23 protein-coding genes are annotated in these 20,680 nt (G+C 68.2%); 14 read left to right on the top strand and 9 right to left on the bottom strand.

From position 1 onward, the window contains the following. The first annotated feature begins 49 nt into the window (after positions 1-49). Positions 50-697, top strand: a complete 648-nt coding sequence (locus IG194_RS01860; protein WP_058490248.1) for a hypothetical protein — start codon at positions 50-52, stop codon at positions 695-697. Here IG194_RS01860 and IG194_RS01855 read toward each other — a convergent pair. Next, positions 685-1,128, bottom strand: coding sequence for a MarR family winged helix-turn-helix transcriptional regulator (locus IG194_RS01855; protein ID WP_058490247.1), 444 nt, complete (start codon positions 1,126-1,128; stop codon positions 685-687). The two genes, IG194_RS01860 and IG194_RS01855, sit on opposite strands and share 13 nt — an antisense overlap. An 80-nt stretch (positions 1,129-1,208) precedes the next feature. Between IG194_RS01855 and IG194_RS01850 the strand changes: the two genes are divergently transcribed. From IG194_RS01850 to IG194_RS01835, 4 genes are all read left to right on the top strand, one after another. Further along, complete coding sequence (locus IG194_RS01850) at positions 1,209-2,375, top strand: PLP-dependent aminotransferase family protein (protein ID WP_058490246.1); 1,167 nt, start codon at positions 1,209-1,211, stop codon at positions 2,373-2,375. A gap of 9 nt (positions 2,376-2,384) precedes the next feature. Further along, entirely contained in the window at positions 2,385-2,987 is a 603-nt protein-coding gene (locus tag IG194_RS01845) for a glutathione S-transferase family protein (RefSeq protein WP_009618616.1), read from the top strand. A 201-nt stretch (positions 2,988-3,188) separates the two neighbouring features. Next, a complete protein-coding gene (locus IG194_RS01840) occupies positions 3,189-3,650 on the top strand; it encodes a bacteriohemerythrin (RefSeq protein WP_009618618.1) in 462 nt (153 codons plus the stop codon). 73 nt (positions 3,651-3,723) lie between these two features. Beyond that, positions 3,724-4,584 carry a cache domain-containing protein gene (locus tag IG194_RS01835; protein WP_043272161.1) on the top strand — a complete coding sequence of 287 codons (861 nt, stop codon included), beginning with the start codon at positions 3,724-3,726 and terminating at the stop codon, positions 4,582-4,584. An 820-nt stretch (positions 4,585-5,404) separates the two neighbouring features. Here IG194_RS01835 and folE read toward each other — a convergent pair. The 4 genes from folE to IG194_RS01815 form a co-directional block, all read right to left on the bottom strand. Continuing rightward, positions 5,405-5,950 carry a GTP cyclohydrolase I FolE gene (gene folE, locus IG194_RS01830; protein WP_043314280.1) on the bottom strand — a complete coding sequence of 182 codons (546 nt, stop codon included), beginning with the start codon at positions 5,948-5,950 and terminating at the stop codon, positions 5,405-5,407. A 94-nt stretch (positions 5,951-6,044) separates the two neighbouring features. Next, positions 6,045-6,602, bottom strand: coding sequence for a Smr/MutS family protein (locus IG194_RS01825; RefSeq protein ID WP_009618628.1), 558 nt, complete (start codon positions 6,600-6,602; stop codon positions 6,045-6,047). Between the two features lie 58 nt (positions 6,603-6,660). Then, positions 6,661-6,981 carry a hypothetical protein gene (locus tag IG194_RS01820; protein WP_009618630.1) on the bottom strand — a complete coding sequence of 107 codons (321 nt, stop codon included), beginning with the start codon at positions 6,979-6,981 and terminating at the stop codon, positions 6,661-6,663. Positions 6,982-7,150: 169 nt separating this feature from the next. Next, on the bottom strand, positions 7,151-7,747 hold the full coding sequence (locus IG194_RS01815; protein WP_009618632.1) for a cysteine hydrolase family protein: 597 nt from the start codon (positions 7,745-7,747) through the stop codon (positions 7,151-7,153). 172 nt (positions 7,748-7,919) lie between these two features. Between IG194_RS01815 and prmB the strand changes: the two genes are divergently transcribed. Continuing rightward, positions 7,920-8,831, top strand: coding sequence for a 50S ribosomal protein L3 N(5)-glutamine methyltransferase (gene prmB / locus IG194_RS01810; RefSeq protein WP_058490245.1), 912 nt, complete (start codon positions 7,920-7,922; stop codon positions 8,829-8,831). 187 nt (positions 8,832-9,018) lie between these two features. Here prmB and IG194_RS01805 read toward each other — a convergent pair whose 3' ends face one another. Together IG194_RS01805 and IG194_RS01800 are read right to left on the bottom strand one after the other, a co-directional pair. After that, entirely contained in the window at positions 9,019-9,804 is a 786-nt protein-coding gene (locus IG194_RS01805) for a hypothetical protein (RefSeq protein WP_058490244.1), read from the bottom strand. A 127-nt stretch (positions 9,805-9,931) separates the two neighbouring features. Next, entirely contained in the window at positions 9,932-10,930 is a 999-nt protein-coding gene (locus IG194_RS01800) for an alpha/beta hydrolase (RefSeq protein ID WP_082996250.1), read from the bottom strand. Positions 10,931-11,042: 112 nt separating this feature from the next. Between IG194_RS01800 and aroC the strand changes: the two genes are divergently transcribed. The 6 genes from aroC to IG194_RS01770 all read left to right on the top strand — a co-directional run bounded on the left by aroC (position 11,043) and on the right by IG194_RS01770 (position 15,584). Next, positions 11,043-12,134: a chorismate synthase gene (gene aroC, locus IG194_RS01795; protein WP_058490242.1), complete on the top strand. Its 1,092-nt coding sequence runs from the start codon at positions 11,043-11,045 to the stop codon at positions 12,132-12,134. A 59-nt stretch (positions 12,135-12,193) separates the two neighbouring features. Continuing rightward, on the top strand, positions 12,194-13,345 hold the full coding sequence (locus tag IG194_RS01790) for an MFS transporter (RefSeq protein ID WP_058490241.1): 1,152 nt from the start codon (positions 12,194-12,196) through the stop codon (positions 13,343-13,345). Further along, on the top strand, positions 13,342-13,968 hold the full coding sequence (locus IG194_RS01785; protein WP_043314289.1) for a methylthioribulose 1-phosphate dehydratase: 627 nt from the start codon (positions 13,342-13,344) through the stop codon (positions 13,966-13,968). Before IG194_RS01790 ends, IG194_RS01785 begins: the two co-directional genes overlap by 4 nt. A gap of 30 nt (positions 13,969-13,998) precedes the next feature. Beyond that, complete coding sequence (locus tag IG194_RS01780; protein ID WP_009618648.1) at positions 13,999-14,544, top strand: 1,2-dihydroxy-3-keto-5-methylthiopentene dioxygenase; 546 nt, start codon at positions 13,999-14,001, stop codon at positions 14,542-14,544. A gap of 112 nt (positions 14,545-14,656) precedes the next feature. After that, positions 14,657-15,340 carry an acireductone synthase gene (gene mtnC / locus IG194_RS01775; protein ID WP_058490240.1) on the top strand — a complete coding sequence of 228 codons (684 nt, stop codon included), beginning with the start codon at positions 14,657-14,659 and terminating at the stop codon, positions 15,338-15,340. A 52-nt stretch (positions 15,341-15,392) separates the two neighbouring features. Beyond that, a complete protein-coding gene (locus IG194_RS01770; RefSeq protein ID WP_043272153.1) occupies positions 15,393-15,584 on the top strand; it encodes a PLDc N-terminal domain-containing protein in 192 nt (63 codons plus the stop codon). Between the two features lie 213 nt (positions 15,585-15,797). Here the strand turns inward: IG194_RS01770 and IG194_RS01765 are convergent, their stop codons facing one another. Both IG194_RS01765 and IG194_RS01760 read right to left on the bottom strand, forming a co-directional pair. After that, positions 15,798-16,295 carry a methylated-DNA--[protein]-cysteine S-methyltransferase gene (locus IG194_RS01765; RefSeq protein WP_058070238.1) on the bottom strand — a complete coding sequence of 166 codons (498 nt, stop codon included), beginning with the start codon at positions 16,293-16,295 and terminating at the stop codon, positions 15,798-15,800. 4 nt (positions 16,296-16,299) lie between these two features. Beyond that, entirely contained in the window at positions 16,300-17,208 is a 909-nt protein-coding gene (locus IG194_RS01760) for a DNA-3-methyladenine glycosylase family protein (RefSeq protein ID WP_058491035.1), read from the bottom strand. Between the two features lie 207 nt (positions 17,209-17,415). Here IG194_RS01760 and speE point away from each other — a divergent pair, with 207 nt between their 5' ends. Both speE and IG194_RS01750 read left to right on the top strand, forming a co-directional pair. Then, positions 17,416-18,276: a polyamine aminopropyltransferase gene (gene speE / locus IG194_RS01755; protein ID WP_058490239.1), complete on the top strand. Its 861-nt coding sequence runs from the start codon at positions 17,416-17,418 to the stop codon at positions 18,274-18,276. A gap of 222 nt (positions 18,277-18,498) precedes the next feature. Continuing rightward, positions 18,499-20,577 (top strand): LTA synthase family protein, encoded by a 2,079-nt coding sequence (locus tag IG194_RS01750; RefSeq protein WP_043272151.1) that lies wholly within the window; start codon positions 18,499-18,501, stop codon positions 20,575-20,577. The last annotated feature ends 103 nt before the right edge of the window (positions 20,578-20,680 follow it).

Below are 20,680 nucleotides of genomic sequence, written 5' to 3'. Positions count from 1 at the left end.
CCGGCGTGCTGTGGATATGGTGGGCAGGTCGCAGTCGTGGAGTCCCGCCATGGACCACAACCCCTATGCCGCGCCCAAGGTCGAGCTGATCGAGGCGCGCACCCCGGCCAGCCTCGCCGGCGGCCGCTGGAGCCCCGGCCACCTGCGCCTGCTGGCCTGGCTGAGCCTGGCGCTGCTGCTGGCGCAGAGCGTGCTGTTCGGCCTGTCGTTCCTCGGCGGCAGCGGGCGCGGCGACGCCCTGGACAGCTACAGCTTGTGGCTGGGCGTGCTCTGCACGCTGCTCGGCTGCTACCTCAGCTGGCGCGCCACGCAGTTCCTGGTCGAGCGCTTCGGCGCCCGCGGCATGGCCTGGCCGCTGTGGCTGTCCATCGGCCTGGCGCTGGTGATCCAGGCCTACGCGGTGATCTTCGACGCCCAGCTCGACGGCACGCCCAACGCCGCCCTGGCCGGCTTCATGGTGCTGTTCCTGCCCAGCGGCCTGGTGGGCCTGTGGTATGGCGTGCGGGTGCTGAAGATCGGCCTGCCGTACCCCTCGGTGAAGGTGCTGGGCTGGCTCGACGTGCTCTCGGGCGTGTGCATGGCCAGCATCCTGCTGTTCATCCCCGGCACCGTCCTGGCCGCCGCGGCGTTGCTGCCGCTGGCGCTGATGTTCCTGCGCGGCGCGCGGGAGCTGGAGGGCGGCGCTCAGGTTTCCTGAAGCGGCTGCGCCAGGGCCTGGTTGACCGCCAGCCAGCCGTGCACCGCCTCTTCGCCGGCCTGGGCGAAGGCGCGCTGCAGCAGGCGCGCCTGCTCGTTGCGCAGGGCCCGTTCCAGCTTGGCGCCCTCGGCGGTGAGGCTGAGCAGGCGCTTGCGCTTGTCGGCCGGCGAGGCTTCGCTGCGGATCAGCTGCATCTCCTGCAATTGCCGCAGCGGCATGTTCAGCGCCTGCTTGCTCACGCCCAGGGTGGCCAGCAGTTCCTTCACGCTCAACCCGCTCTGGCGCGCGACGAAGAACAGGATGCGGTGGTGCACCCGGCCCAGGCCGCGGCGGGCGAGGATTTCGTCCGGCTTGGCGGTGAACGCCCGGTAGCTGAAGTAAAAGGCTTGCATGGCTTCCGACCAGGTATCGGAGGGCAGAAGGTCAGGCATATTGACGTATCCGTTCGGCCGTCGTAGCTTCGGTCAACCAGTTTGACCCATTTGCTCCTGCCTCCGCTACCGGTGACCCCATGGCCTTCTCCGAACGCATCGCCCGCCTGAAAAGCTCCCTGATCCGTGAAATCCTCGCCGCGGCGCAACGTCCGGAGGTGATGTCCTTCGCCGGCGGCCTGCCAGCCGAGCCCATGCTGCCCAAGGTGGAGTGGGCGGACATGCCGGCCAGCATGGGCCAGTACGGCATGAGCGAGGGCGAGCCGGCCCTGCGCGAAGCCATCGCCGCCGAGGCGCGGGCCCTGGGCGTGCCCTGCGAGGCCAGCCAGGTGCTGATCGTCAGCGGCTCGCAGCAGACCCTCGACCTCGCCAGCAAGCTGTTCATCGATCCGGGCACCGAGGTGCTGCTCGAAGCGCCGACCTACCTGGCCGCGCTGCAGGCCTTCCAGCTGTTCGGCGCCGACTGCGTGACCGTGCCGCTGGGCGCCGAGGGCCCGGACGTGGCCGCCCTGCGCCAGCGCCTGGAGCAGCACAAGCCGGCCTTCGCCTACCTCATCCCGACCTTCCAGAATCCGTCCGGCGTGCGCTACAGCGAAGAACGCCGCGACGAAGTGGCGGCGCTGCTCGACGAGTTCGGCGTGACCCTGATCGAAGACGAACCCTACCGCGAGCTGGTGTTCGACGCCGGCAGCGCCACCCCGCTGGTCAGCCGCCTGAAGAAGGCCAGCTGGATCTACACCGGCACCGTCTCCAAGACCCTGCTGCCGGGCCTGCGCGTGGGCTTCCTGATCGCCACCCCGGACCTGTTCCCGCACCTGCTGCGCCTGAAGCAGTCGGCCGACCTGCACACCAACCGCATCGGCCAGTGGCAGGCCCTGCAGTGGTTCGGCACCGAGGCCTACCGTGGCCACCTGGCCGAGCTGCGCGACTTCTATCGCATCCGCCGCGACGCCATGCAGGCCCAACTGGAAGAACACTTCGCCGACCTGGCCGAGTGGAACGTGCCCCAGGGCGGGCTGTTCTTCTGGCTGACCCTGAAGCAGCCGCTGGACACCCGCGGCCTGCTGGACAAGGCCCTGCAGCAGAACGTGGCCTTCATGCCCGGCGAACCCTTCTTCACCGACCCCGACGCCAACCCCGGCCACCTGCGCCTGAACTTCAGCCACGTGGCGCCGGAGCGCCTGGGCGAGGGCCTGCGCCGCCTGGCCACGGTGATCCGCGAAGCGCAAGCGGCCCAATCTGCCTGAGGAGGCGCCATGTACACCGTCTACGGCGACCGGTTGTCCGGCAACTGCTACAAGGTCAAGCTGGTCCTGCACCTGCTGGGCCTGCCGTACCAGTGGCAGGACGTCGACATCCTCAAGGGCGAGACGCAGACCCCCGGATTCCTGGCCAAGAACCCCAACGGCAAGGTGCCGGTGCTGGAACTGGAGGACGGCAGCTGCCTGTGGGAATCCAACGCCATCCTCAACTTCCTCGCCGACGGCAGCGAGCTGCTGCCGAAGGAGCCGCGCCTGCGCACCCAGGTGCTGCAGTGGCAGTTCTTCGAGCAGTACAGCCACGAGCCCTACGTGGCGGTGGCGCGTTTCATCCAGTTCTACCTGAAGATGCCGGACGAGCGCCGCGCCGAGTACGAGGACTGCCTGAAGGGCGGCTACAAGGCCCTGGACGTGATGGAGCAGCAGCTGGCGCGCACGCCCTACCTGGTGGGCGACAGCTACTCCATCGCCGACATCACCCTGTACGCCTACACCCACGTGGCGCACCAGGGCGGTTTCGACCTCTCCGGCTACCCGGCGATCAACGCCTGGATGGCGCGCGTCGCGGCGCACCCGCGGCACGTCGGCATGCTCGACTGAGGGGCCTGAAGTGTCAGAAGAAGCCCGCCATCGCGCGGGCTTTTTCGTATTCGTGCGCTCTGGCTCGCAGTTTAAGGGCCTCCCCATTGACGGGCATCATGGCGCGCGCCGTTTCGCCTCCCTACCCTGGACCCAGCCAACAATAGAGCAGTAGCCGGGCCGCGGCGGCAGGAATGCCGGCGACCGGTGGGGGAGGGAAAAATGGCCTATCTGGTCTGGCAGGATGACCTGAACACCGGCATCCAGGTGATCGACAACCAGCACAAGCGAATCGTCGAGATGATCAACCAGCTGCACGAGGCCCAGGGCACCCTGGACAAGGCGCGGGTCGGCGAGGTGATCGAGGAACTGGTGGACTACACCCAGTCGCACTTCGCCTTCGAGGAAACCCTGCTGGAAGACTCCGGCTACCAGTTCACCCGCGCCCACAAGAAGGTCCACGAACTCTTCATCAAGCGCGTATCCGACTACCGCCTGCGCTTCGCCGCCGGCGAGGACGTCGCCGAGGAACTCAAGGGGCTGCTCGGGCGCTGGCTGTTCACCCACATTCGCAACGACGACGCCAACTACGTGGAGTCGGTCAAGGCCAGCATGCACGAGCTGACCCACGACCAGAGCCACGGCGGCTGGCTGTCGCGCTCGATGAAGCGCTTCTTCGGCTGACGCCGGCGGGCGAAACCGCGGCGGCCATCTATGCTCAGTCCAGAACAAGAAGGGACGACATGGAGGACCCTGCATGAAACGCCTGTTCAGTGCGCTGCTGTTCTGCCTCGCCTGCCTGGCCCCGCTGCACCTGCCGGCCGCCACCAGCACCGCGGCCGACGCCGCCCAGGCCCAGCGGGCCCGGCAACTGCTGGAGAAGGCCGTGGCCTACTACCGCCAGGAAGGCGACAAGGCCTTCGCCGCGTTCAGCCGCCAGGGCGAGTTCATCGACAACGAGCTGTACGTCTACGTCGTCGACAGCAAGGGCGTGATGCTGGCCAGCGGCGGCCCCTCGGTGGTGCTGATCGGCCGCGACGTCTCGCAACTGCTCGACCCGAACATGCGCAAGCAGTTCGCCAAGGCCCTCAAGGCCCCGGAGAACGGCAAGGTGCAGGAAACCGAGTACCGCTGGAAGAACTGGGCCGACGGCCGCGTCGAGCGCAAGCACACCTACTACCAGCGCATAGGCGACCGCTTCCTGGCGGTGGGCTACTACATCCCGCGCGCCGACGCCCGCCAGGCCGAGGCCATGCTGGAGAAGACGGCGAAGGCGGTGGAAGGCGCGCCGGAAGCGACCTTCAAGCGCATCAACGACCTCGACAAGGCCTTCATCGAGGATGACCTCTACGCCTTCGTGGTCGACATGGACACCGGCAAGTTCGTCGCCCACGGCTACAACACGCGGATGGTCGGCACCGACTTCGCCAGCCTCAAGGACCCGGCCGGCAACGCCATCGGCCAGGCCATGCTGGCGCTGGCCAAGAGCAAGGGCGAAGGGCAGTTCGACTACCAGTGGCGCAACCCGGTGACCGGCAAGGTGGAGAACAAGCACGCCCTGCTGCGCAAGAGCGGGCATTACCTGGTGGCGGTGGGGTACTACACGGCGGGGGGCTGAAAAGCCCTGAGGGCTGTTCGTAGGAGCGAGCAAGCTCGCGAACGGGGTTTGCTGGGGGCTGTGGTGTTGGGTTCAAGAGCGCCCTCTCCCCCAACCCTCTCCCGCAAGCGGGAGAGGGGGCTTGTCCTGAGTGAGGGGGAATCCTGAGTCATCCTGAAACGCCCAACCATCCCCGTCATTTCCGCGAACGCGGGAATCCAGTGACTGGCGGTTCGCGAGCAAGCTCGCTCCTACGAAGAGCAGGATCTCCAGAGGAATATCCGAGCGCACCGGAGTGCCCCTTCAGAAGGCCGAGCGAAACCGGCGCTCAGGAGGTCATGCGACATGGATGTCGCGAGAGCCCCGATGGGCTACAGGGACGTACCCTCGGGGCGGGCCTCCGTGGCGGGGGAATTCGCGAGGGTAGCCCGACTCTGTCGGGCCCGTATGCGGGGCAAGCCTTTTTGGTTCCTTTTGTGGCGATTGACAAAAGGGACTCGCCCGAGGGGGCGAAACCAGAAACCTCCGAACACTCGGTGCGGCGCGTCACACCCAAGCAGGAAGTCTCTGGGTGCCCGCGTTCGCGGGAATGACGGGGGGTAGGAGGATGGCGCCTGACTGACAAGCAGCTCAGGACAGCCCCCTCTCCCTTCAGGGAGAGGGTTGGGGAGAGGGCGCTCTTACACCCAACACCTACGTCACCGGTAACCACCGTTCGCGAGCAAGCTCGCTCCTACAATCCACATGAGGCACGGTGGTATTCCCCCGTAGGAGCGGACTCCGTCTTACAGGCAAGAAAAAACCGGCCCCACAGGCCGGTTTTCCATCCCTGCAAGCGACCTCAGCGAATCAGACTGAGAAACTCGCTGCGGGTAGCGGCGTTCTCGCGGAACTCGCCGAGCATCACCGAGGTGACCATGGAGGAATTCTGCTTCTCCACGCCGCGCATCATCATGCACATGTGCTTGGCCTCGATGACCACCGCCACGCCCAGGGCGCCGGTGACCTGCTGCACGGCCTCGGCGATCTGCCGCGACATGTTCTCCTGGATCTGCAGGCGGCGGGCGTACATGTCGACGATGCGCGCCACCTTGGACAGGCCCAGCACCTTACCGTTGGGGATGTAGGCCACGTGGGCCTTGCCGATGAAGGGCAGCAGGTGGTGCTCGCACAGCGAGTACAGCTCGATGTCCTTGACCAGCACCATTTCGCTGTTGTCGGAGCTGAACAGCGCGCCGTTGACGATCTCTTCCAGCGTCTGCTGGTAGCCGCGGCAGAGGTACTGCATGGCCTTGGCGGCGCGCTTGGGCGTGTCGAGCAGGCCTTCGCGGGTGACGTCCTCGCCGAGCTGGCTGAGGATCTGCGAGTAGTTTTGTTCCAGGGACATGTTCTACCTGTTGGGACTCGTTGAAGCGCAGAGGCGCAGGGTAGGGCGCGCGTGGCGTGCTGGCAAGGGCGCGGTGCACCAGGGGAGCGACGGATTATTCGTCGCGCCCCTCCAGCATGGTGCGGCGCAGCATCACGTAGAGCGAACCGGTGCCGCCGTGGCGCGGCAGGGCCGAGGTGAAGCCCAGGACCTGCGGGTGCTGGCGCAGCCAGGTGTTGACGTGGCTCTTGAGCAGCGGCCGGCGACCGTCGGTGCGCGCCGCCTTGCCGTGGGTGACGCGCACGCAGCGCACTTCCAGGCGGCTGGCCTCGGCGAGGAAGTCCCAGAGCAGCTCGCGGGCCTTCTCGATGTTCATGCCGTGCAGGTCGAGGCTGCCCTCGAAGCCGATCTGGCCGGCCTTGAGCTTGCGCATCTGGCCTTCCTGTACGCCGTCGCGGGCCCAGTACAGCTCGTCCTCGGCGCCGACGTCGATGACGAACAGGTCGGACAGCCCGTCGACGCGCTGGTTTTCCACCTTCGTCGTGGCGTTCTGCTGGCGCAGCTTGACCTGCTGGCGGTCGGCCTTGGGCTTGCCGGTGTCGGCCTGGTCCACCTGGATGCGCTTGACGCCGCGCATCTCGTTGGCGAACAGGGAAAAATCGTCGTCTTGCATGGAGCCTCCGCGAAGAGGCGGCATTCTAGCGGATCGCGGGCGCTTTGCGGCAAGCCGCTCAGCCGCGCTTCTTCATCAGCCGCGGCGACAGGCTGAGGCCGTCGCCACGCCGCGCGCGGCGCCGCGCCAGGCGCCAGAAGAGCACGCCCAGCCACAGGGCGAGCAGGCCGATCACCAGCAATACCGCGCCGGCCGCCGGTTCGATGTGCATGACCCCCGCCGCCGGTTGCCGGCGCAGCAAGGCCGCGCCGCCGGCCAGGGCGCCGAGCACGCCGAACGCGGCGATCAGCGCGGCCACGGCGGCCACGAAGCGCCAGCGCCAGCGGCCCGGTCGCTTCGGGCGTAGCGTGCGTGGATCGAAACTGTCGGACATCTTCATCCCGGCTTCCTCATCTGCTGAACGAGGCTATGACCGGTGTCGGCGGGAGGGGGTTCCGCCCCCGCAGGGAATGCCTGGCCCGCCCGTCCGGCGCGTGCCCGCTGGATGTGTCGCCTTACAGCCTAATAGCTGCGGCGGCAGCTTGCCGCCGCAGCGGGACGGACGGCGCTCAGATCAGCGCCTGGGCCTCGCCGACCACGGCGGCGAAGTTGTCGCCCAGGGCGGCCATTTCCGCGTGGTGCAGGTCGCGCGCCGAGAGCACGCCGCCATCCGGGGTGGGGATGTCGCGGGTGGCGCAGGCGGCGGTGACCAGGGTGCAGCGGTAGCCGTAGTCCTTGGCCGCGCGCACGGTGGTGCTGATGCTCGAATGGGTCATGAAGCCGCAGACGATGATGTCCAGCCGGCCGTTGTGCTGCAGGCGGTCGTGCAGTTCGGTGCCGGAGAAGGCGTTGGGCAGGCGCTTCTCCACCACCACCTCGCCGGGCAGCGGCGCCAGTTCGGGCAGGAACTGCCCACGCGGACCCTGCGGGTCGAGCAGGCCGCCGTGGATGCCCAGGTGGCGCACGTGGACGATCGGGGTGCCCTGGCTGCGCGCGGCATCCAGCAGTTGGCGGATCTGCGCGACCGCCGGTTCCAGGCCGGGCAGGGCGAGGACGCCGCTGCGGTACTCTTCCTGGGCGTCGATGATCAGCAGCGTGCTCTGGCGGAGGGTGGCGGGCGGATAGCCGCGTCCGCTGATCTTCAGCATGCTGAGCGGTTGAGACATGACGAACTCCTATGATGCGTATGCCACCATTGTGGTCTGTTCCGCGGGCGCTGTGAATCTATGCGAAACCCGCGCAAAGTGGTATTGACCCCCTCGACGCCGGTGTGCGCCCGCGGCAGGCCGCCTTGGGCTAGAATGCCGGCCTTTTTGCCCGCCGCGAGGACCCTGCGCCGTGACCGAATCCCGTTTGCTGACCCTTCGAGACCATATCCGCTGGGCGGTCAGCCGCTTCCATGCCGAGGGGCTGTACTTCGGACATGGCACCGACAACGCCTGGGACGATGCCCGCCTGCTGGTGCTCGGCGCGCTGCACCTGCCGTGGGAAATGGCCGATGCGTACCTGGATTGCCGCCTCGAGGACGACGAGCGCGAACACCTGCGCGAACTGCTGCGCCGGCGCATCGAGGAGCGTGTGCCCACCGCCTACCTGCTGGGCGAGGCCTGGTTCTGCGGCCTGCCGTTCGTGGTCGACGAGCGCGTGCTGGTGCCGCGTTCGCCCATCGCCGAGCTGATCCAGCAGCGCTTCGAGCCCTGGCTGGCGGCGGAGCCGGCGCGCATCCTCGACCTGTGCACCGGCTCGGGCTGCATCGGCATCGCCTGCGCCTACGAATTCCTCCAGGCGGAAGTGGTGCTGGCCGATCTGTCCTTCGATGCCCTGGAAGTGGCCAACGTCAACATCGAGCGCCACGAGCTGGGCGAGCGCGTCTACACCGTGCAGGGCGACGGCTTCGCCGGCCTGCCGGGGCAGCGCTTCGACCTGATCGTCTCCAACCCGCCCTACGTCGACGCCGAGGACTTCGCCGACATGCCGGCCGAGTACCAGCACGAGCCGGAACTGGGCCTGGCCTGCGGTCACGACGGCCTGGACCTGGTGCGGCGCATGCTCGCCGAGGCCGCCGACCACCTGACCGAGCAGGGCACCCTGATCGTCGAAGTGGGCAACAGCCAGGTGCACGTCGAGGCGCTGTACCCGGAGGTGGACTTCACCTGGCTGGAATTCCGCCACGGCGGGCACGGGGTGTTCCTGCTGTCGGCGGCGCAGTGCCGCGAACACCGGGCGCTGTTCCGTTCGCGGGTGAACTGAGGCGCCGCGGGCCCTGCCCGCGATTTCGCGCGCAGGGCGCGCTCCTACAGGGGGCGATACCGGGGGCTCCTGCGAAACCCATGCGGCCGTGGCGATGGGTATCGCTTCGCTCAACCCATCCTACAAAAGTCTCCCGCGTCCGTGCTTTTCGTAGGAGCGAGCCGTGCCCGTCCGTCCGCGCCGGCCCTCAGTGCGTTGCCATCCAGATCAGCAGCCCGGCCTGGAACACCGCGAACACCGTCAGGCAGGCGATGATGAAGCGCAGGCTGGTGTCGTCGCGGCGGAAGGTCTCGATGCGCTGCTGCAGCTTGCGGATTTCGTTGTCCTGGCTGGCCAGGTTCTGGTCGGCCTGTTCCAGCATGGCCGCGGCGTCCAGCAGCGGCAGCAGTTGCACCTTGTCCTTGTTCCAGTCGTCGTACAGCTCGCTCACCCGCCCGGCGCCGTAGCGGGCCTTGAGCAGGCGCGAGTCCTCGTACTCCACGTCGAAGCCCTGGGCGCGCAGGAAGTGGTCGCGGCGCAGGCGGATGTCCTCGTTGGGCGCGTCCTTCACCCCCAGCACGCCGCCCTCGACCTTGTAGTGCGCCCACTTCTGCCGCGCCCAGGCGATGCCCTGGGCCAGCAGGAAGCGGCCCAGGCCGCGGTTGATCGGCTCCAGGGCGAAGCCGCTGTCGGCGCCGAAGCGCACTTCCTTGTTGCGGTGGTCGGCCCACACCTCGAACAGGTTCTGCTCCTTGCGCAGGGCCTGGCCGGGCAGCTGGATGCTCAGGCGCAGCAGGCTCTGCTCCGGGGCGTGGCGCTCCACCCGGCCGAGCTGGACGAAGCGCAGGGCGCGGGCGCCGGTGCTGCGGTCGGTGGGCAGGGGCGCCAGGCGCAGCAGGCGGAAATGCTCCGGCGCCAGCTCCGCCCAGGGATGGGGCGGGGCCGGTGTTTCGGCGGGGGCGGCGGCGTCGCTGCGCGGGTCGGCGTCGGTCATCGGATTCCTCGGGCCTGGCCGACGGCCAGGGATCAACTCAACTTCTGTAGGAAGCGTGTAAGTAACGACTTTCATACAGGGGCTAAGCGATTATCGACGCCGACAGTGATTTCTTGAGACGCCCGTTTCAGCTCATGCCTTCGGCCGATGGGGTCTGCGGGCGGGTTCGCAGGATGAAGCCGACCAGTCGCTGGACCAGGTCGCGGGCCAGAGGCAGCCCGGGGTCGTTGTAGGACGCCAGCTGCTTCTTCACGTCGGCCGGGACGATGCGCAGGATGTGGTTCATGCCGGAGATCAACTGCAGCTCGGCGTCCGGCCTGGCGCGCTGCAGCGCCTGGGCGTCGGCCACGTCGACCTGGATGTCGCTGGTGCCCTGCAGGATCAGCGTCGGCTGGCGCACCCGGGCCAGCGCCCGTGCCGGATCGTGGCGGAACAGCGAGATCAGGTAGGGCTGCACGCTGGGGCGGAACAGCGCGTTCAGCTGCGCCGGCACCTCGGGCACCTGGTGGCCGCCGCGCAACCGGTCGAGGATGGCATCGGCCTTCGCCAGCAGGGGCGGCGGCAGGCGCACCGAAAGCTGCTCGCGCAGCACCTTGTCGATCGGCCGGCCGCTGCCGGCGATCAGCACCAGGGCCGCGGCCTTGCTGCGTGGCGCGGCCAGGCTGGCGATCAGCGCGCCCTCGCTGTGGCCCACCAGTACCTGCGGGCCGAAGCGCGGGTCCGCGGCCAGCCGGTCGCTCCAGGCCACCAGGTCGTCGACGTAGCCGTCGACGCTCAGCTGCCGTTCGTCCGGCGCGGCGTCGCGGCTGCGGGCGATGCCGCGCTTGTCGTAGCGCAGGCTGGCGATGCCGTTGCTGGCCAGGGCCTCGGCCAGGCGCCGCAGGTAGGCGTTGTTGCCGCCCTCGGGGTTGTTGCCGTCGCGGTCGGTGGGGCCGGAGCCGGCCACCAGCAGGGCCAGCGGCGGCGGGCTGGCGGTCTGCGGCAGCAGCAGGGTGCCGCGCAGCACGCCGTGGTCGGTGTCCAGGTCGTAGGGGCGTTGCAGGATGGTGGGGGAGGCGGCGTAGGTCATTGCGGCGAACAACCAGCAGGAAAGAAGGGCGATAAGGCGCGGCATGGAAGGCTTCATGGACTGCATGATAGCGGTTTGACGGCGCGCGCCGCGGAAGGTTCGCAGGGCGGTATGTCGCAGGTATACTGCTGGGCCTTTTCGTTCACCCAAGTCTTCCGCGGAGCCTCGCATGTCCGGCAACACCTACGGCAAGCTGTTCACCGTCACCACCGCTGGCGAAAGCCACGGCCCGGCGCTGGTCGCCATCGTCGACGGCTGCCCGCCCGGCCTTGAACTCTCCCTGGAAGACCTGCAGCGCGACCTCGACCGGCGCAAGCCCGGCACCAGCCGGCACACCACCCAGCGCCAGGAAGCCGACGAGGTGGAAATCCTCTCCGGCGTGTTCGAGGGCAAGACCACCGGCACCCCGATCGGCCTCTTGATCCGCAACACCGACCAGAAGTCCAAGGACTACTCGGCGATCAAGGACCTGTTCCGCCCGGCCCACGCCGACTACAGCTACCACCACAAGTACGGCGTGCGCGACTACCGCGGCGGCGGCCGTTCCTCGGCCCGCGAGACCGCCATGCGCGTGGCCGCCGGGGCCATCGCCAAGAAGTACCTGGCGAGCCTGGGCATCCGGGTGCGCGGCTACATGAGCCAACTGGGCCCGATCGAAATCCCCTTCAAGACCTGGGACAGCGTCGAGCAGAACGCCTTCTTCAGCCCCGACCCGGACAAGGTGGCGGAGCTGGAGGCCTACATGGACCAGCTGCGCCGCGACCAGGATTCGGTGGGCGCGAAGATCACCGTGGTCGCCGAAGGCGTGCCGCCGGGCCTGGGCGAGCCGATCTTCGACCGCCTCGACGCGGAACTGGCCCACGCGCTGATGAGCATCAACGCGGTCAAGGGCGTGGAGATCGGCGCCGGTTTCGCCAGCGTCGCCCAGCGCGGCACCGAGCATCGCGACGAGCTGCGCCCCGAGGGCTTCCTGTCGAACAATGCCGGCGGCATCCTCGGCGGCATCTCCAGCGGCCAGCCGATAGTCGCGCACCTGGCGCTCAAGCCCACCTCCAGCATCACCACCCCCGGCCGCTCCATCGACGTGAACGGCAACCCGGTGGACGTGGTCACCAAGGGCCGCCACGACCCCTGCGTGGGCATCCGCGCCACCCCCATCGCCGAGGCGATGATGGCCATCGTGCTGATGGACCACCTGCTGCGCCAACGCGCGCAGAATGCCGACGTGCGCGTCAATACGCCGGTGCTGGGGCAGCTCTGAGCCAGAAGCTGGAAGCCTGAAGCCCAGAGCCGCCACTTCCAGCTTCGAGCTTCCAGCCCATGGCTGCTTCTTTCCCCTACTGGCGCCTGTCCAGCTTCTACTTCTTCTATTTCTGCCTGCTGGGCGGGACCGCGCCTTTCCTCGCCCTGTACTTCCACCACCTGGGCTTTTCCGCCGCGCGCATCGGCGAGCTGGTGGCCATTCCCATGCTGATGCGCTGCGTGGCGCCGAACCTGTGGGGCTGGCTGGGCGACCGTTCCGGCCAGCGCCTGCGCATCGTGCGCTTCGGCGCGCTGTGCACGGCGGCGTGCTTCGCGCTGATCTTCCTCGATCACAGCTACGCCTGGCTGGCGCTGGTGATGGCCGGGCACGCGTTCTTCTGGCACGCGGTGCTGCCGCAGTTCGAAGTCATCACCCTGGCCCACCTGGGCGAGCGCACCGCCAGCTACAGCCGCATCCGCCTGTGGGGCTCGATCGGCTTCATCTGCACCGTGGTCGGCCTGGGCCGGCTGTTCGAGGCCACCAGCCTGGACTACTACCCCTGGGCGCTGCTGGCGATCATGCTGGGCATCGTCGCCGCCAGCTGGTGGGTGCCCAACGCCCAGCCGGCCTGGCGCCACGGCGACGCGCCGGCCAGCGGCTTCCTGGCCCAGCTGCGCCAGCCGGGGGTGATCGCCTTCTACCTGTGCGTGTGCCTGATGCAGCTGTCCCACGGGCCGTACTACACCTTCCTCACCCTGCACCTGGAGGCCCTCGGCTACAGCCGCGGGCTGATCGGCTGGCTGTGGGCCCTGGGCGTGGTGGCCGAGGTGCTGCTGTTCCTGGTGATGCCGCGCCTGCTGGGGCGCTTCAGCCTGCGCCAGGTGCTGGCGGCGAGCTTCCTGCTGGCGGCGCTGCGCTGGCTGCTGCTGGGCAGCCTGGCCGACCACCTGGGCCTGCTATTGTTCGCCCAGCTGCTGCACGCGGCCACCTTCGGCGCCTTCCACGCCGCCGCCATCCATTTCGTCCAGCGCAGCTTCCAGGCGCGCCAGCAGGGGCAAGGGCAGGCGCTCTATGCCGCCCTGGCCGGCACCGGCGGCGCCCTGGGCGCGCTTTACTCCGGCTACAGTTGGGCCAGCCTGGGCCCGGCCTGGACTTTCGCCATCGCCAGCCTGGCGGCGCTGGCCGCAGCCGTTATCATCCGTACCCGTCTGAAAGAGGAGCGGCCATGAGCAACAACCGTGAACACCTGACCCGCCAGATCATCGAGGCCGGGCGCTTCCTGTATGGCCGCGGCTGGTCGCCGGCCACCAGCAGCAACTATTCCGCGCGCCTGGCCGCCGACCGCGCGCTGCTCACCGTCTCGGGCAAGCACAAGGGCCAGTTGGGCGTCGACGACGTGCTGGAGACCGATCTTGCCGGCAACAGCCTCGAGGCGGGAAAGAAACCCTCGGCCGAGACGCTGCTGCACACCCAGCTGTACGCCTGGCGCGCCGAGATAGGCGCGGTGCTGCACACCCACTCGGTGAACGCCACCGTGCTCTCGCGCCTGACCCCCGCCGACCGCCTGGAGCTGGAAGACTACGAGCTGCAGAAGGCCTTTGCCGGCGTCACCACCCACGAGGGCCGGGTGACGGTGCCGATCTTCGACAACGACCAGGACATCGCCCGCCTGGCGGCCAAGGTCCAGCCCTGGCTGGACGCCCACCCGGACTGCCCCGGCTACCTGATCCGCGGCCACGGCCTGTACACTTGGGGGCCGCGCATGGAAGACGCCCTGCGCCAGGTGGAAGCCTTCGAATTCCTCTTCGAATGCGAACTTAAAGTGATCAGCCTTCGCGGCGGCACGCGCTGAGCGAATCCGGCAGTACCCGAGGACCCGAGCATGAGCAGCCTGACCGTCTACCACGAATCCGCCCCCGAGCAGCCGCTGAAGCTGCTCACCCACGCCGAGGACATCGCCGCCACCCTGGCCGAGCTCGGCGTGCGCTTCGAGCGCTGGCAGGCCAGCGCGCCCATCGCCCCCGGCGCCAGCCCCGACGAGGTGCTCGCCGCCTACGCGCCGGAGATCCAGCGCCTGAAGGACGAGCAGGGCTACGTCACCGTCGACGTGGTCAGCCTCAGCGCCGACCACCCGCAGAAGGACGAGCTGCGCGCCAAGTTCCTCGACGAACACCGCCACGGCGAGGACGAAGTGCGCTTCTTCGTCGCCGGCCGCGGCCTGTTCACCCTGCACGTCGAGGACCACGTCTACGCCGTGCTCTGCGAGAAGAACGACCTGATCTCGGTGCCGGCCGGCACCCGCCACTGGTTCGACATGGGCGAGCGCCCGCACTTCGTGGCCATCCGCCTGTTCAACAATCCCGAGGGCTGGGTGGCGAAGTTCACCGGCGACGAGATCGCCAGGCGCTTCCCGCTGCTGGAAGACTGACCCCCCGTTCTATTTCTTTCGTAGGAGTGGATCTCATCCGCGAATCGCGCCGGAACCTCCGGCCATCGCGGACAAGGTCCGCTCCTACGGATAGCGTTACACCGGAGTTACCATGCCGATCAAAGCCATCCTCACCGACATCGAAGGCACCACCAGCGCCGTCAGCTTCGTCTTCGACGTGCTCTTCCCCTATGCCGCCGCGCACCTGCCGGATTTCGTCCGCGAGCACGCCGGCGAGGCGGAAGTGGCCGCGCAGCTGGACGCGGTGCGCGCCGAGAGCGGCGAAGCCGGCGCCGACGTCGAGCGCTGCATCGCCATCCTCCTGCAATGGATCGCCGAAGACCGCAAGGCCACGCCGCTGAAAGCGCTGCAGGGCATGGTTTGGGAGCAGGGCTACCGCGCCGGCCAGCTCAAGGGCCACGTCTACCCGGACGCGGTGGAGGCGCTGCGCCGCTGGAAGGCCGAGGGCTATGACCTGTACGTCTACTCCTCCGGCTCGATCCAGGCGCAGAAGCTGATCTTCGGCTGCTCCGAGGCCGGCGACCTGGCGCCGCTGTTCTCCGGCTACTTCGACACCACCAGCGGGCCCAAGCGCGAGGCCGCCTCCTATGCGCGCATCGTCCAGGCCATCGGCCTGCCGGCGGAGCAGGTGCTGTTCCTCTCCGACGTGGTGCAGGAGCTGGACGCCGCCCGCGAAGCCGGCCTGGCAACCATCGGCCTGGCCCGCGAAGGCGGCGCCCTGGAAGGCCACGAGACGCAGGCCAGCTTTGCCCTGATCGACCCGGCCCGCTGCTGAGGCCGTCGCCGTCTATGCTGGAGGGCACACCTCCAGCAGCGGGAGCGGCGCCATGGGTTCGACCTTCAACGGCCTGATCGGCCTGATCATCTTCGCCCTCGACGTCTGGGCGATCATCAGCGTGCTCAAGAGCAGCGCGGACGTGCCCATCAAGATCATCTGGGTGTTGGTGATCCTCATCCTGCCGCTGCTCGGGCTGGTGATCTGGGCGATCGCCGGGCCGAAGGGCAACGTGCGGGTTTGACCTCGGCTGGTCGTATCGGTGGACGATCCGGCGCGGCCGGTGAATCCAATCGCGGACGGAGTCCGCTCCTACAGCTCCCGGGAGGCATGATCGTAGGATGGGTTGAGCCTGCGAAACCCATGCGGTTGTGGTGATGGGTATCGCTTCGCTCAACACCATCCTACAAAAAGCCATGCTCGCTCATGCTGTAGGAGCGATTGGGCCGCGAAACCGTCAGATCAGCTCCAACTCTCGCGATTCCCCCACCATCACCCCTTCCAGCCGCAGCAGCGCCTCCTTGCGCGGCAGGCCGCCGCCGTAGCCGGTCAGGCTGCCGTCGCGGCCGATCACCCGGTGGCAGGGGATGATGATGCTGATCGGATTGGCGCCGTTGGCCGCGCCCACCGCGCGCACCGCCTTCGGCCGGCCGATGCGTTCGGCCAGGTCGGCGTACCAGGTGGTGTGGCCGTAGGGAATCTGCGTCAGCGCGTGCCAGACCTGGCGCTGGAACTCGGTGCCCTGGGGCGCCAGGCGTACCTCGAAGACCTTGCGCTTGCCGGCGAAGTATTCGTCCAGCTGCTTCATCACGGAATCCAGCTGGCTGCTGGCCTCGCGCCAGTCCGGGCCCGGCTCGTGGCCTTCGAAGGGGGTCATGTAGAGCATGCGCAGGCCCTGTTCGTCGCCGGCCAGCAGCAGGCGGCAGAGGGGACTGTCGTAGTAGCGGTAATGCATGGCTTCATCCTCCGATGCGGCTGCCTTGCGAGTAGGCTTGCCAGAGATAGACGGCGGCGTAGGCGCGCCAGGGGCGCCAGGCCTCGGCGCGGCGCTGCAGGTCGCGGGCGGTGGTGCCGGCCTCGCCCCAGACCGGCGACTTGAGCAGGCCCAGGTCGGCGGTGGGAAAGGCGTCGGCCTCGCCGAAGGCGCGCAGGGCCACGTATTCGGCGGTCCAGGGGCCGATGCCGGGCAGTTCGCAGAGGCGCTTCACCAGCGCTTGCGCGCCATCCTCCACATGCAGTTCCAGGGCGCCTTCGGCCACTGCGGCGGCGAAGCGCTGCAGGCTGGCCACGCGCTTGCCGGGCATGCCGATGCCGTCGAGGTTCGCCTCGGCCAGGGCCCGCGGGGTAGGGAAGAGGTACTGCGGGCCGTCGGCCACGGCGTTGCCCAGGGGCTGGCCGAGGCGCTGCACCAGGCGGCCGGTGATGGTCACCGCGGCCTTTACCGTGACCTGCTGGCCGACGATGGCGCGCACCGCCTGCTCGAACGGATCGAAGGCGCAGGGCAGGCGCAGCCCTGGCCAGGCTTCGACGAGCGGGCGCAGCAGCGGGTCGGCGCCCAGGTGCGCGGCCACCGCCCGCGGGTCGCTGTCCAGATCGAACATCTTGCGCACCCGCGCGGCCAGCGGGGCGCTGTCGGCGCCGGCGCCGTCCAGGTGCAGCTCCAGGCGCAGCGCCGGCTCGTCGGCCAGCGGGCGGATGTCCATCCAGCCGGGCACGCCATCCAGGCGCAGGCTGCGTCGGTAATGCGCCTCGCCCAGGGTTTCCACCCCGGCCAGGCGGCGCAGGGCGAAATGGGCGTGGAACTGTGCCCAGTCCCAGGGCGGCTGGTAGGGCAGGTGCAGGACGAGGGGCGTGATGGGTGCGTTCATGGCGCTGACCATAACCCGCCGCCGCCGCGCTGTCGTCCCGCAGCTGGCTTTCAAAGTGAATGGGCAAAGTGAGCGGGCAAACTGAGTGGGCAAGGTGAATGGGCGAAGTGCGCGGGTTCGACCTGTCATGCCTCGCACAGTAGAATGCGCGCCTTTCACGGCCGGCCCTCGGCCCGCTTCATTCACCGTCGAACCGGGAGACCGCCCATGCGCGATTACCAGGAAACCCTCTACGAAGGCTACGGCCAGCGTTTCAGCGTCGACCAGCTGCTCCACGAGGTGCGCACCGAGCACCAGCACCTGGTGATCTTCGAGAACGCCCGCATGGGCCGGGTGATGGCCCTGGATGGGGTGATCCAGACCACCGAGGCCGACGAGTTCATCTACCACGAGATGCTCACCCACGTGCCCATCCTCGCCCACGGCGCGGCCAAGCGCGTGCTGATCATCGGCGGCGGCGACGGCGGCATGTTGCGCGAGGTGTGCAAGCACGCCAGCGTCGAGCACATCACCATGGTCGAGATCGACGGCACCGTGGTCGACATGTGCAAGCAGTTCCTGCCGCGCCACTCCAACGGCGCCTTCGACGATGCGCGCCTGGACCTGGTGATCGACGACGGCATGCGCTTCGTCGCCACCACCGAGCGCAAATTCGACGTGATCATCTCCGACTCCACCGACCCCATCGGCCCGGGCGAGGTGCTGTTCTCCGAGAACTTCTACCAGGCCTGCCACCGCTGCCTGAACCCGGGCGGCGTGCTGGTGACCCAGAACGGCACCCCGTTCATGCAACTGGACACCGTGCGCAACACCGCCGGTCGGATGAACGGCCTGTTCGCCGACTGGCACTTCTACCAGGCGGCGGTGCCCACCTACATCGGCGGCGCCATGACCTTCGCCTGGGGCGCCCTTGAGCCCGCCCTGCGCCGCGTGCCGCTGGAAACCCTGCGCCAGCGCTTCGCCGCCAGCGGCATCGCCACCCGCTACTACAACCCGGAAATCCACCAGGGCGCCTTCGCCCTGCCGCAGTACGTGCTGCAGGCCATCGGCAAGCCGCACAACGACTGATCCGCAAGCGCCGTTGTCGGAACCATCCGGCGGCGGCGACTCTTTTTTCACCTGCGTTGGGCATAATCCGACACCTTGACGGCATTTTCTTAAGGTCTGGCTAATTTTCACCGACTAGAATGCGCCGCCCGCTCCACGTCCCGCTCCCGGGCTTGGAGCCTCCGCACCTCCCCGCAGGGGAGGGCGCCCGAACCGAACGTTGCACAGAACGGAACCTGAAACATGGGCCAATCGGAAGTCCTGAATACCCGCCAGCGCGCCGCCAACCTGGCGCGCGCCACGGTGTCCAGCCACCTGGGGTTCATCCTGCTCGGCAGCCTGGCGCTGATGCTGATGTTCTCCCTGCTGCGCCTGGCGCTGCTGATCTACAACCGCGAGCTGATCGGCGATACCCCGGCCAGCGCCTTCGTCGAGGCCTTCGTCACCGGGCTGCGCTTCGACATCCGCGCGGTGATCTTGATAGTCGCGCCGATGATCTTCGCCCTGGCCAGCGTCACCGCCATGCGCTGGCGCATGTTCTGGCGCCTGTGGCTGACCGCCCTGGCCAGCCTGACGCTGTTCCTCGGCGTGCTGGAGCTGGACTTCTACCGCGAATTCCACCAGCGCCTGAACAGCCTGGTGTTCCAGTACATGTCCGAAGACCCGAAGACGGTCATGAGCATGATCTGGTACGGCTACCCGGTGGTCCGCTACCTGCTGGCCTGGGCCGTGGCCACCTGGCTGCTGTTCATGCTGTTCCGCGGCGTCGACCGCGCCACCCGGCCCAGCGCCGTGGGCGCCTCGGCCGCCGCCTGGTACCTGCGCGTCGCCGCCCTGCTGGTTGTGGTGCTGGTGGCCGGCGTCGCCTACCGCGGCACCCTGCGCCAGGGCCCGCCGCTGCGTTGGGGCGATGCCTTCACCACCGACTCGATGTTCGCCAACCACCTGGGCCTGAACGGCTCCATGACCCTGCTCAAGGCCGCCGAGGACCGCTTCGGCGAGGACCGCGCGAACATCTGGAAGGCCACCCTGCCCGACGACCAGGCCCGCGACACCGTGCGGCAGATGCTGCTGACGCCCAACGACAAGCTGGTGGACGCCGACGACGCGGCCATCCGCCGCGACTTCACCCCGCCGGCCGAAGGCACGCTGCCGGGCGTGAAGAACGTGGTGGTGATCCTCATGGAAAGTTTCGCCGGCCACTTCGTCGGCGCCCTGGGCGCGCCGGGCAACATCACCCCGTACTTCGACAAGCTGTCGAAGGAAGGCCTGCTGTTCACCCAGTTCTTCTCCAACGGCACCCACACCCACCAGGGCATGTTCGCCACCATGGCCTGCTTCCCCAACCTGCCGGGCTTCGAGTACCTGATGCAGACGCCCGAGGGCGGCCACAAGTTCTCCGGCCTGCCGCAGCTGCTCAGCGCGCGCCAGTTCGACGACGTCTACGTCTACAACGGCGACTTCGCCTGGGACAACCAGTCCGGCTTCTTCGCCAACCAGGGCATGACCACCTTCGTCGGCCGCAACGACTTCGTGAACCCGGTGTTCTCCGACCCGACCTGGGGCGTGTCCGACCAGGACATGTTCTCCCGCGGCAACGAGGAACTGGACCGCCTGGCGGCCAGCGGCAAGCCGTTCTACGCCCTGCTGCAGACGCTCTCCAACCACGTGCCCTACGCACTGCCCAAGGACCTGCCGGTGGAACGCGTGACCGGCAACGGCAGCCTCGACGAGCACCTGACCGCCATGCGCTACTCCGACTGGGCGCTGGGCCAGTTCTTCGAGAAGGCGAAGAAGTCGCCGTACTACAAGGACACCCTGTTCGTGGTGGTGGGCGACCACGGCTTCGGCGCGCCGGAACAGCTGACCGAGATGGACCTGTTCCGCTTCAACGTGCCGCTGCTGATCATCGCCCCGGGCATCCAGGAGAAGTACGGCGCCAGCCGCGACACCGTCGGCACCCAGATCGACATAGTGCCGACCATCATGGGCCGCCTGGGCGGCGAGGTGCGCCACCAGTGCTGGGGCCGCGACCTGCTGAACCTGCCGGCCGGCGACAAGGGCTTCGGCGTGATCAAGCCCTCGGGCAGCGAACAGGTGGTGGCCATCCTTTCCGGCAACCGCATCCTGATCAAGCCCAAGGAAGGCGACATCCGCGTGTACGACTACCAGGTCGGCGCCCATCCCAAGGCCGAGCGCGTGCAGGGTGTGCCGGACGAGGCCGAGCTGAAGAAGCGCCTGGAATCCTTCATCCAGACCGCGACCAAGAGCCTGCTGAACAACACCACCGGCGTGGTGGACAGCAAGCCGGACAGCGACTGACCGGCGCGTGACGGAGAAGGGGCCTGCGGGCCCCTTTTTCGTGGGCGGCGCTTTAAGATTTGGTTATAAATTAAGTCGATATTGATATAAGCGCTTATAAGGA

It is taken from the genome of Pseudomonas sp. ADPe, assembly GCF_014843515.1.
Taxonomy (GTDB): Bacteria; Pseudomonadota; Gammaproteobacteria; order Pseudomonadales; family Pseudomonadaceae; genus Pseudomonas; species Pseudomonas citronellolis.
This window is presented reverse-complemented; position numbering and strand designations above follow the sequence as displayed.

What these genes read in the sequence shown, in the direction of transcription:
- IG194_RS01860 (WP_058490248.1), top strand. Translation starts at nt 50, where the DNA reads ATGGACCACAACCCCTATGCCGCGCCCAAGGTCGAGCTGATCGAGGCG.
- IG194_RS01855 (WP_058490247.1), bottom strand. Translation starts at nt 1,128, where the DNA reads ATGCCTGACCTTCTGCCCTCCGATACCTGGTCGGAAGCCATGCAAGCC.
- IG194_RS01850 (WP_058490246.1), top strand. Translation starts at nt 1,209, where the DNA reads ATGGCCTTCTCCGAACGCATCGCCCGCCTGAAAAGCTCCCTGATCCGT.
- IG194_RS01845 (WP_009618616.1), top strand. Translation starts at nt 2,385, where the DNA reads ATGTACACCGTCTACGGCGACCGGTTGTCCGGCAACTGCTACAAGGTC.
- IG194_RS01840 (WP_009618618.1), top strand. Translation starts at nt 3,189, where the DNA reads ATGGCCTATCTGGTCTGGCAGGATGACCTGAACACCGGCATCCAGGTG.
- IG194_RS01835 (WP_043272161.1), top strand. Translation starts at nt 3,724, where the DNA reads ATGAAACGCCTGTTCAGTGCGCTGCTGTTCTGCCTCGCCTGCCTGGCC.
- folE (WP_043314280.1), bottom strand. Translation starts at nt 5,950, where the DNA reads ATGTCCCTGGAACAAAACTACTCGCAGATCCTCAGCCAGCTCGGCGAG.
- IG194_RS01825 (WP_009618628.1), bottom strand. Translation starts at nt 6,602, where the DNA reads ATGCAAGACGACGATTTTTCCCTGTTCGCCAACGAGATGCGCGGCGTC.
- IG194_RS01820 (WP_009618630.1), bottom strand. Translation starts at nt 6,981, where the DNA reads ATGAAGATGTCCGACAGTTTCGATCCACGCACGCTACGCCCGAAGCGA.
- IG194_RS01815 (WP_009618632.1), bottom strand. Translation starts at nt 7,747, where the DNA reads ATGTCTCAACCGCTCAGCATGCTGAAGATCAGCGGACGCGGCTATCCG.
- IG194_RS01805 (WP_058490244.1), bottom strand. Translation starts at nt 9,804, where the DNA reads ATGACCGACGCCGACCCGCGCAGCGACGCCGCCGCCCCCGCCGAAACA.
- IG194_RS01800 (WP_082996250.1), bottom strand. Translation starts at nt 10,930, where the DNA reads ATGAAGCCTTCCATGCCGCGCCTTATCGCCCTTCTTTCCTGCTGGTTG.
- aroC (WP_058490242.1), top strand. Translation starts at nt 11,043, where the DNA reads ATGTCCGGCAACACCTACGGCAAGCTGTTCACCGTCACCACCGCTGGC.
- IG194_RS01790 (WP_058490241.1), top strand. Translation starts at nt 12,194, where the DNA reads ATGGCTGCTTCTTTCCCCTACTGGCGCCTGTCCAGCTTCTACTTCTTC.
- IG194_RS01785 (WP_043314289.1), top strand. Translation starts at nt 13,342, where the DNA reads ATGAGCAACAACCGTGAACACCTGACCCGCCAGATCATCGAGGCCGGG.
- IG194_RS01780 (WP_009618648.1), top strand. Translation starts at nt 13,999, where the DNA reads ATGAGCAGCCTGACCGTCTACCACGAATCCGCCCCCGAGCAGCCGCTG.
- mtnC (WP_058490240.1), top strand. Translation starts at nt 14,657, where the DNA reads ATGCCGATCAAAGCCATCCTCACCGACATCGAAGGCACCACCAGCGCC.
- IG194_RS01770 (WP_043272153.1), top strand. Translation starts at nt 15,393, where the DNA reads ATGGGTTCGACCTTCAACGGCCTGATCGGCCTGATCATCTTCGCCCTC.
- IG194_RS01765 (WP_058070238.1), bottom strand. Translation starts at nt 16,295, where the DNA reads ATGCATTACCGCTACTACGACAGTCCCCTCTGCCGCCTGCTGCTGGCC.
- IG194_RS01760 (WP_058491035.1), bottom strand. Translation starts at nt 17,208, where the DNA reads ATGAACGCACCCATCACGCCCCTCGTCCTGCACCTGCCCTACCAGCCG.
- speE (WP_058490239.1), top strand. Translation starts at nt 17,416, where the DNA reads ATGCGCGATTACCAGGAAACCCTCTACGAAGGCTACGGCCAGCGTTTC.
- IG194_RS01750 (WP_043272151.1), top strand. Translation starts at nt 18,499, where the DNA reads ATGGGCCAATCGGAAGTCCTGAATACCCGCCAGCGCGCCGCCAACCTG.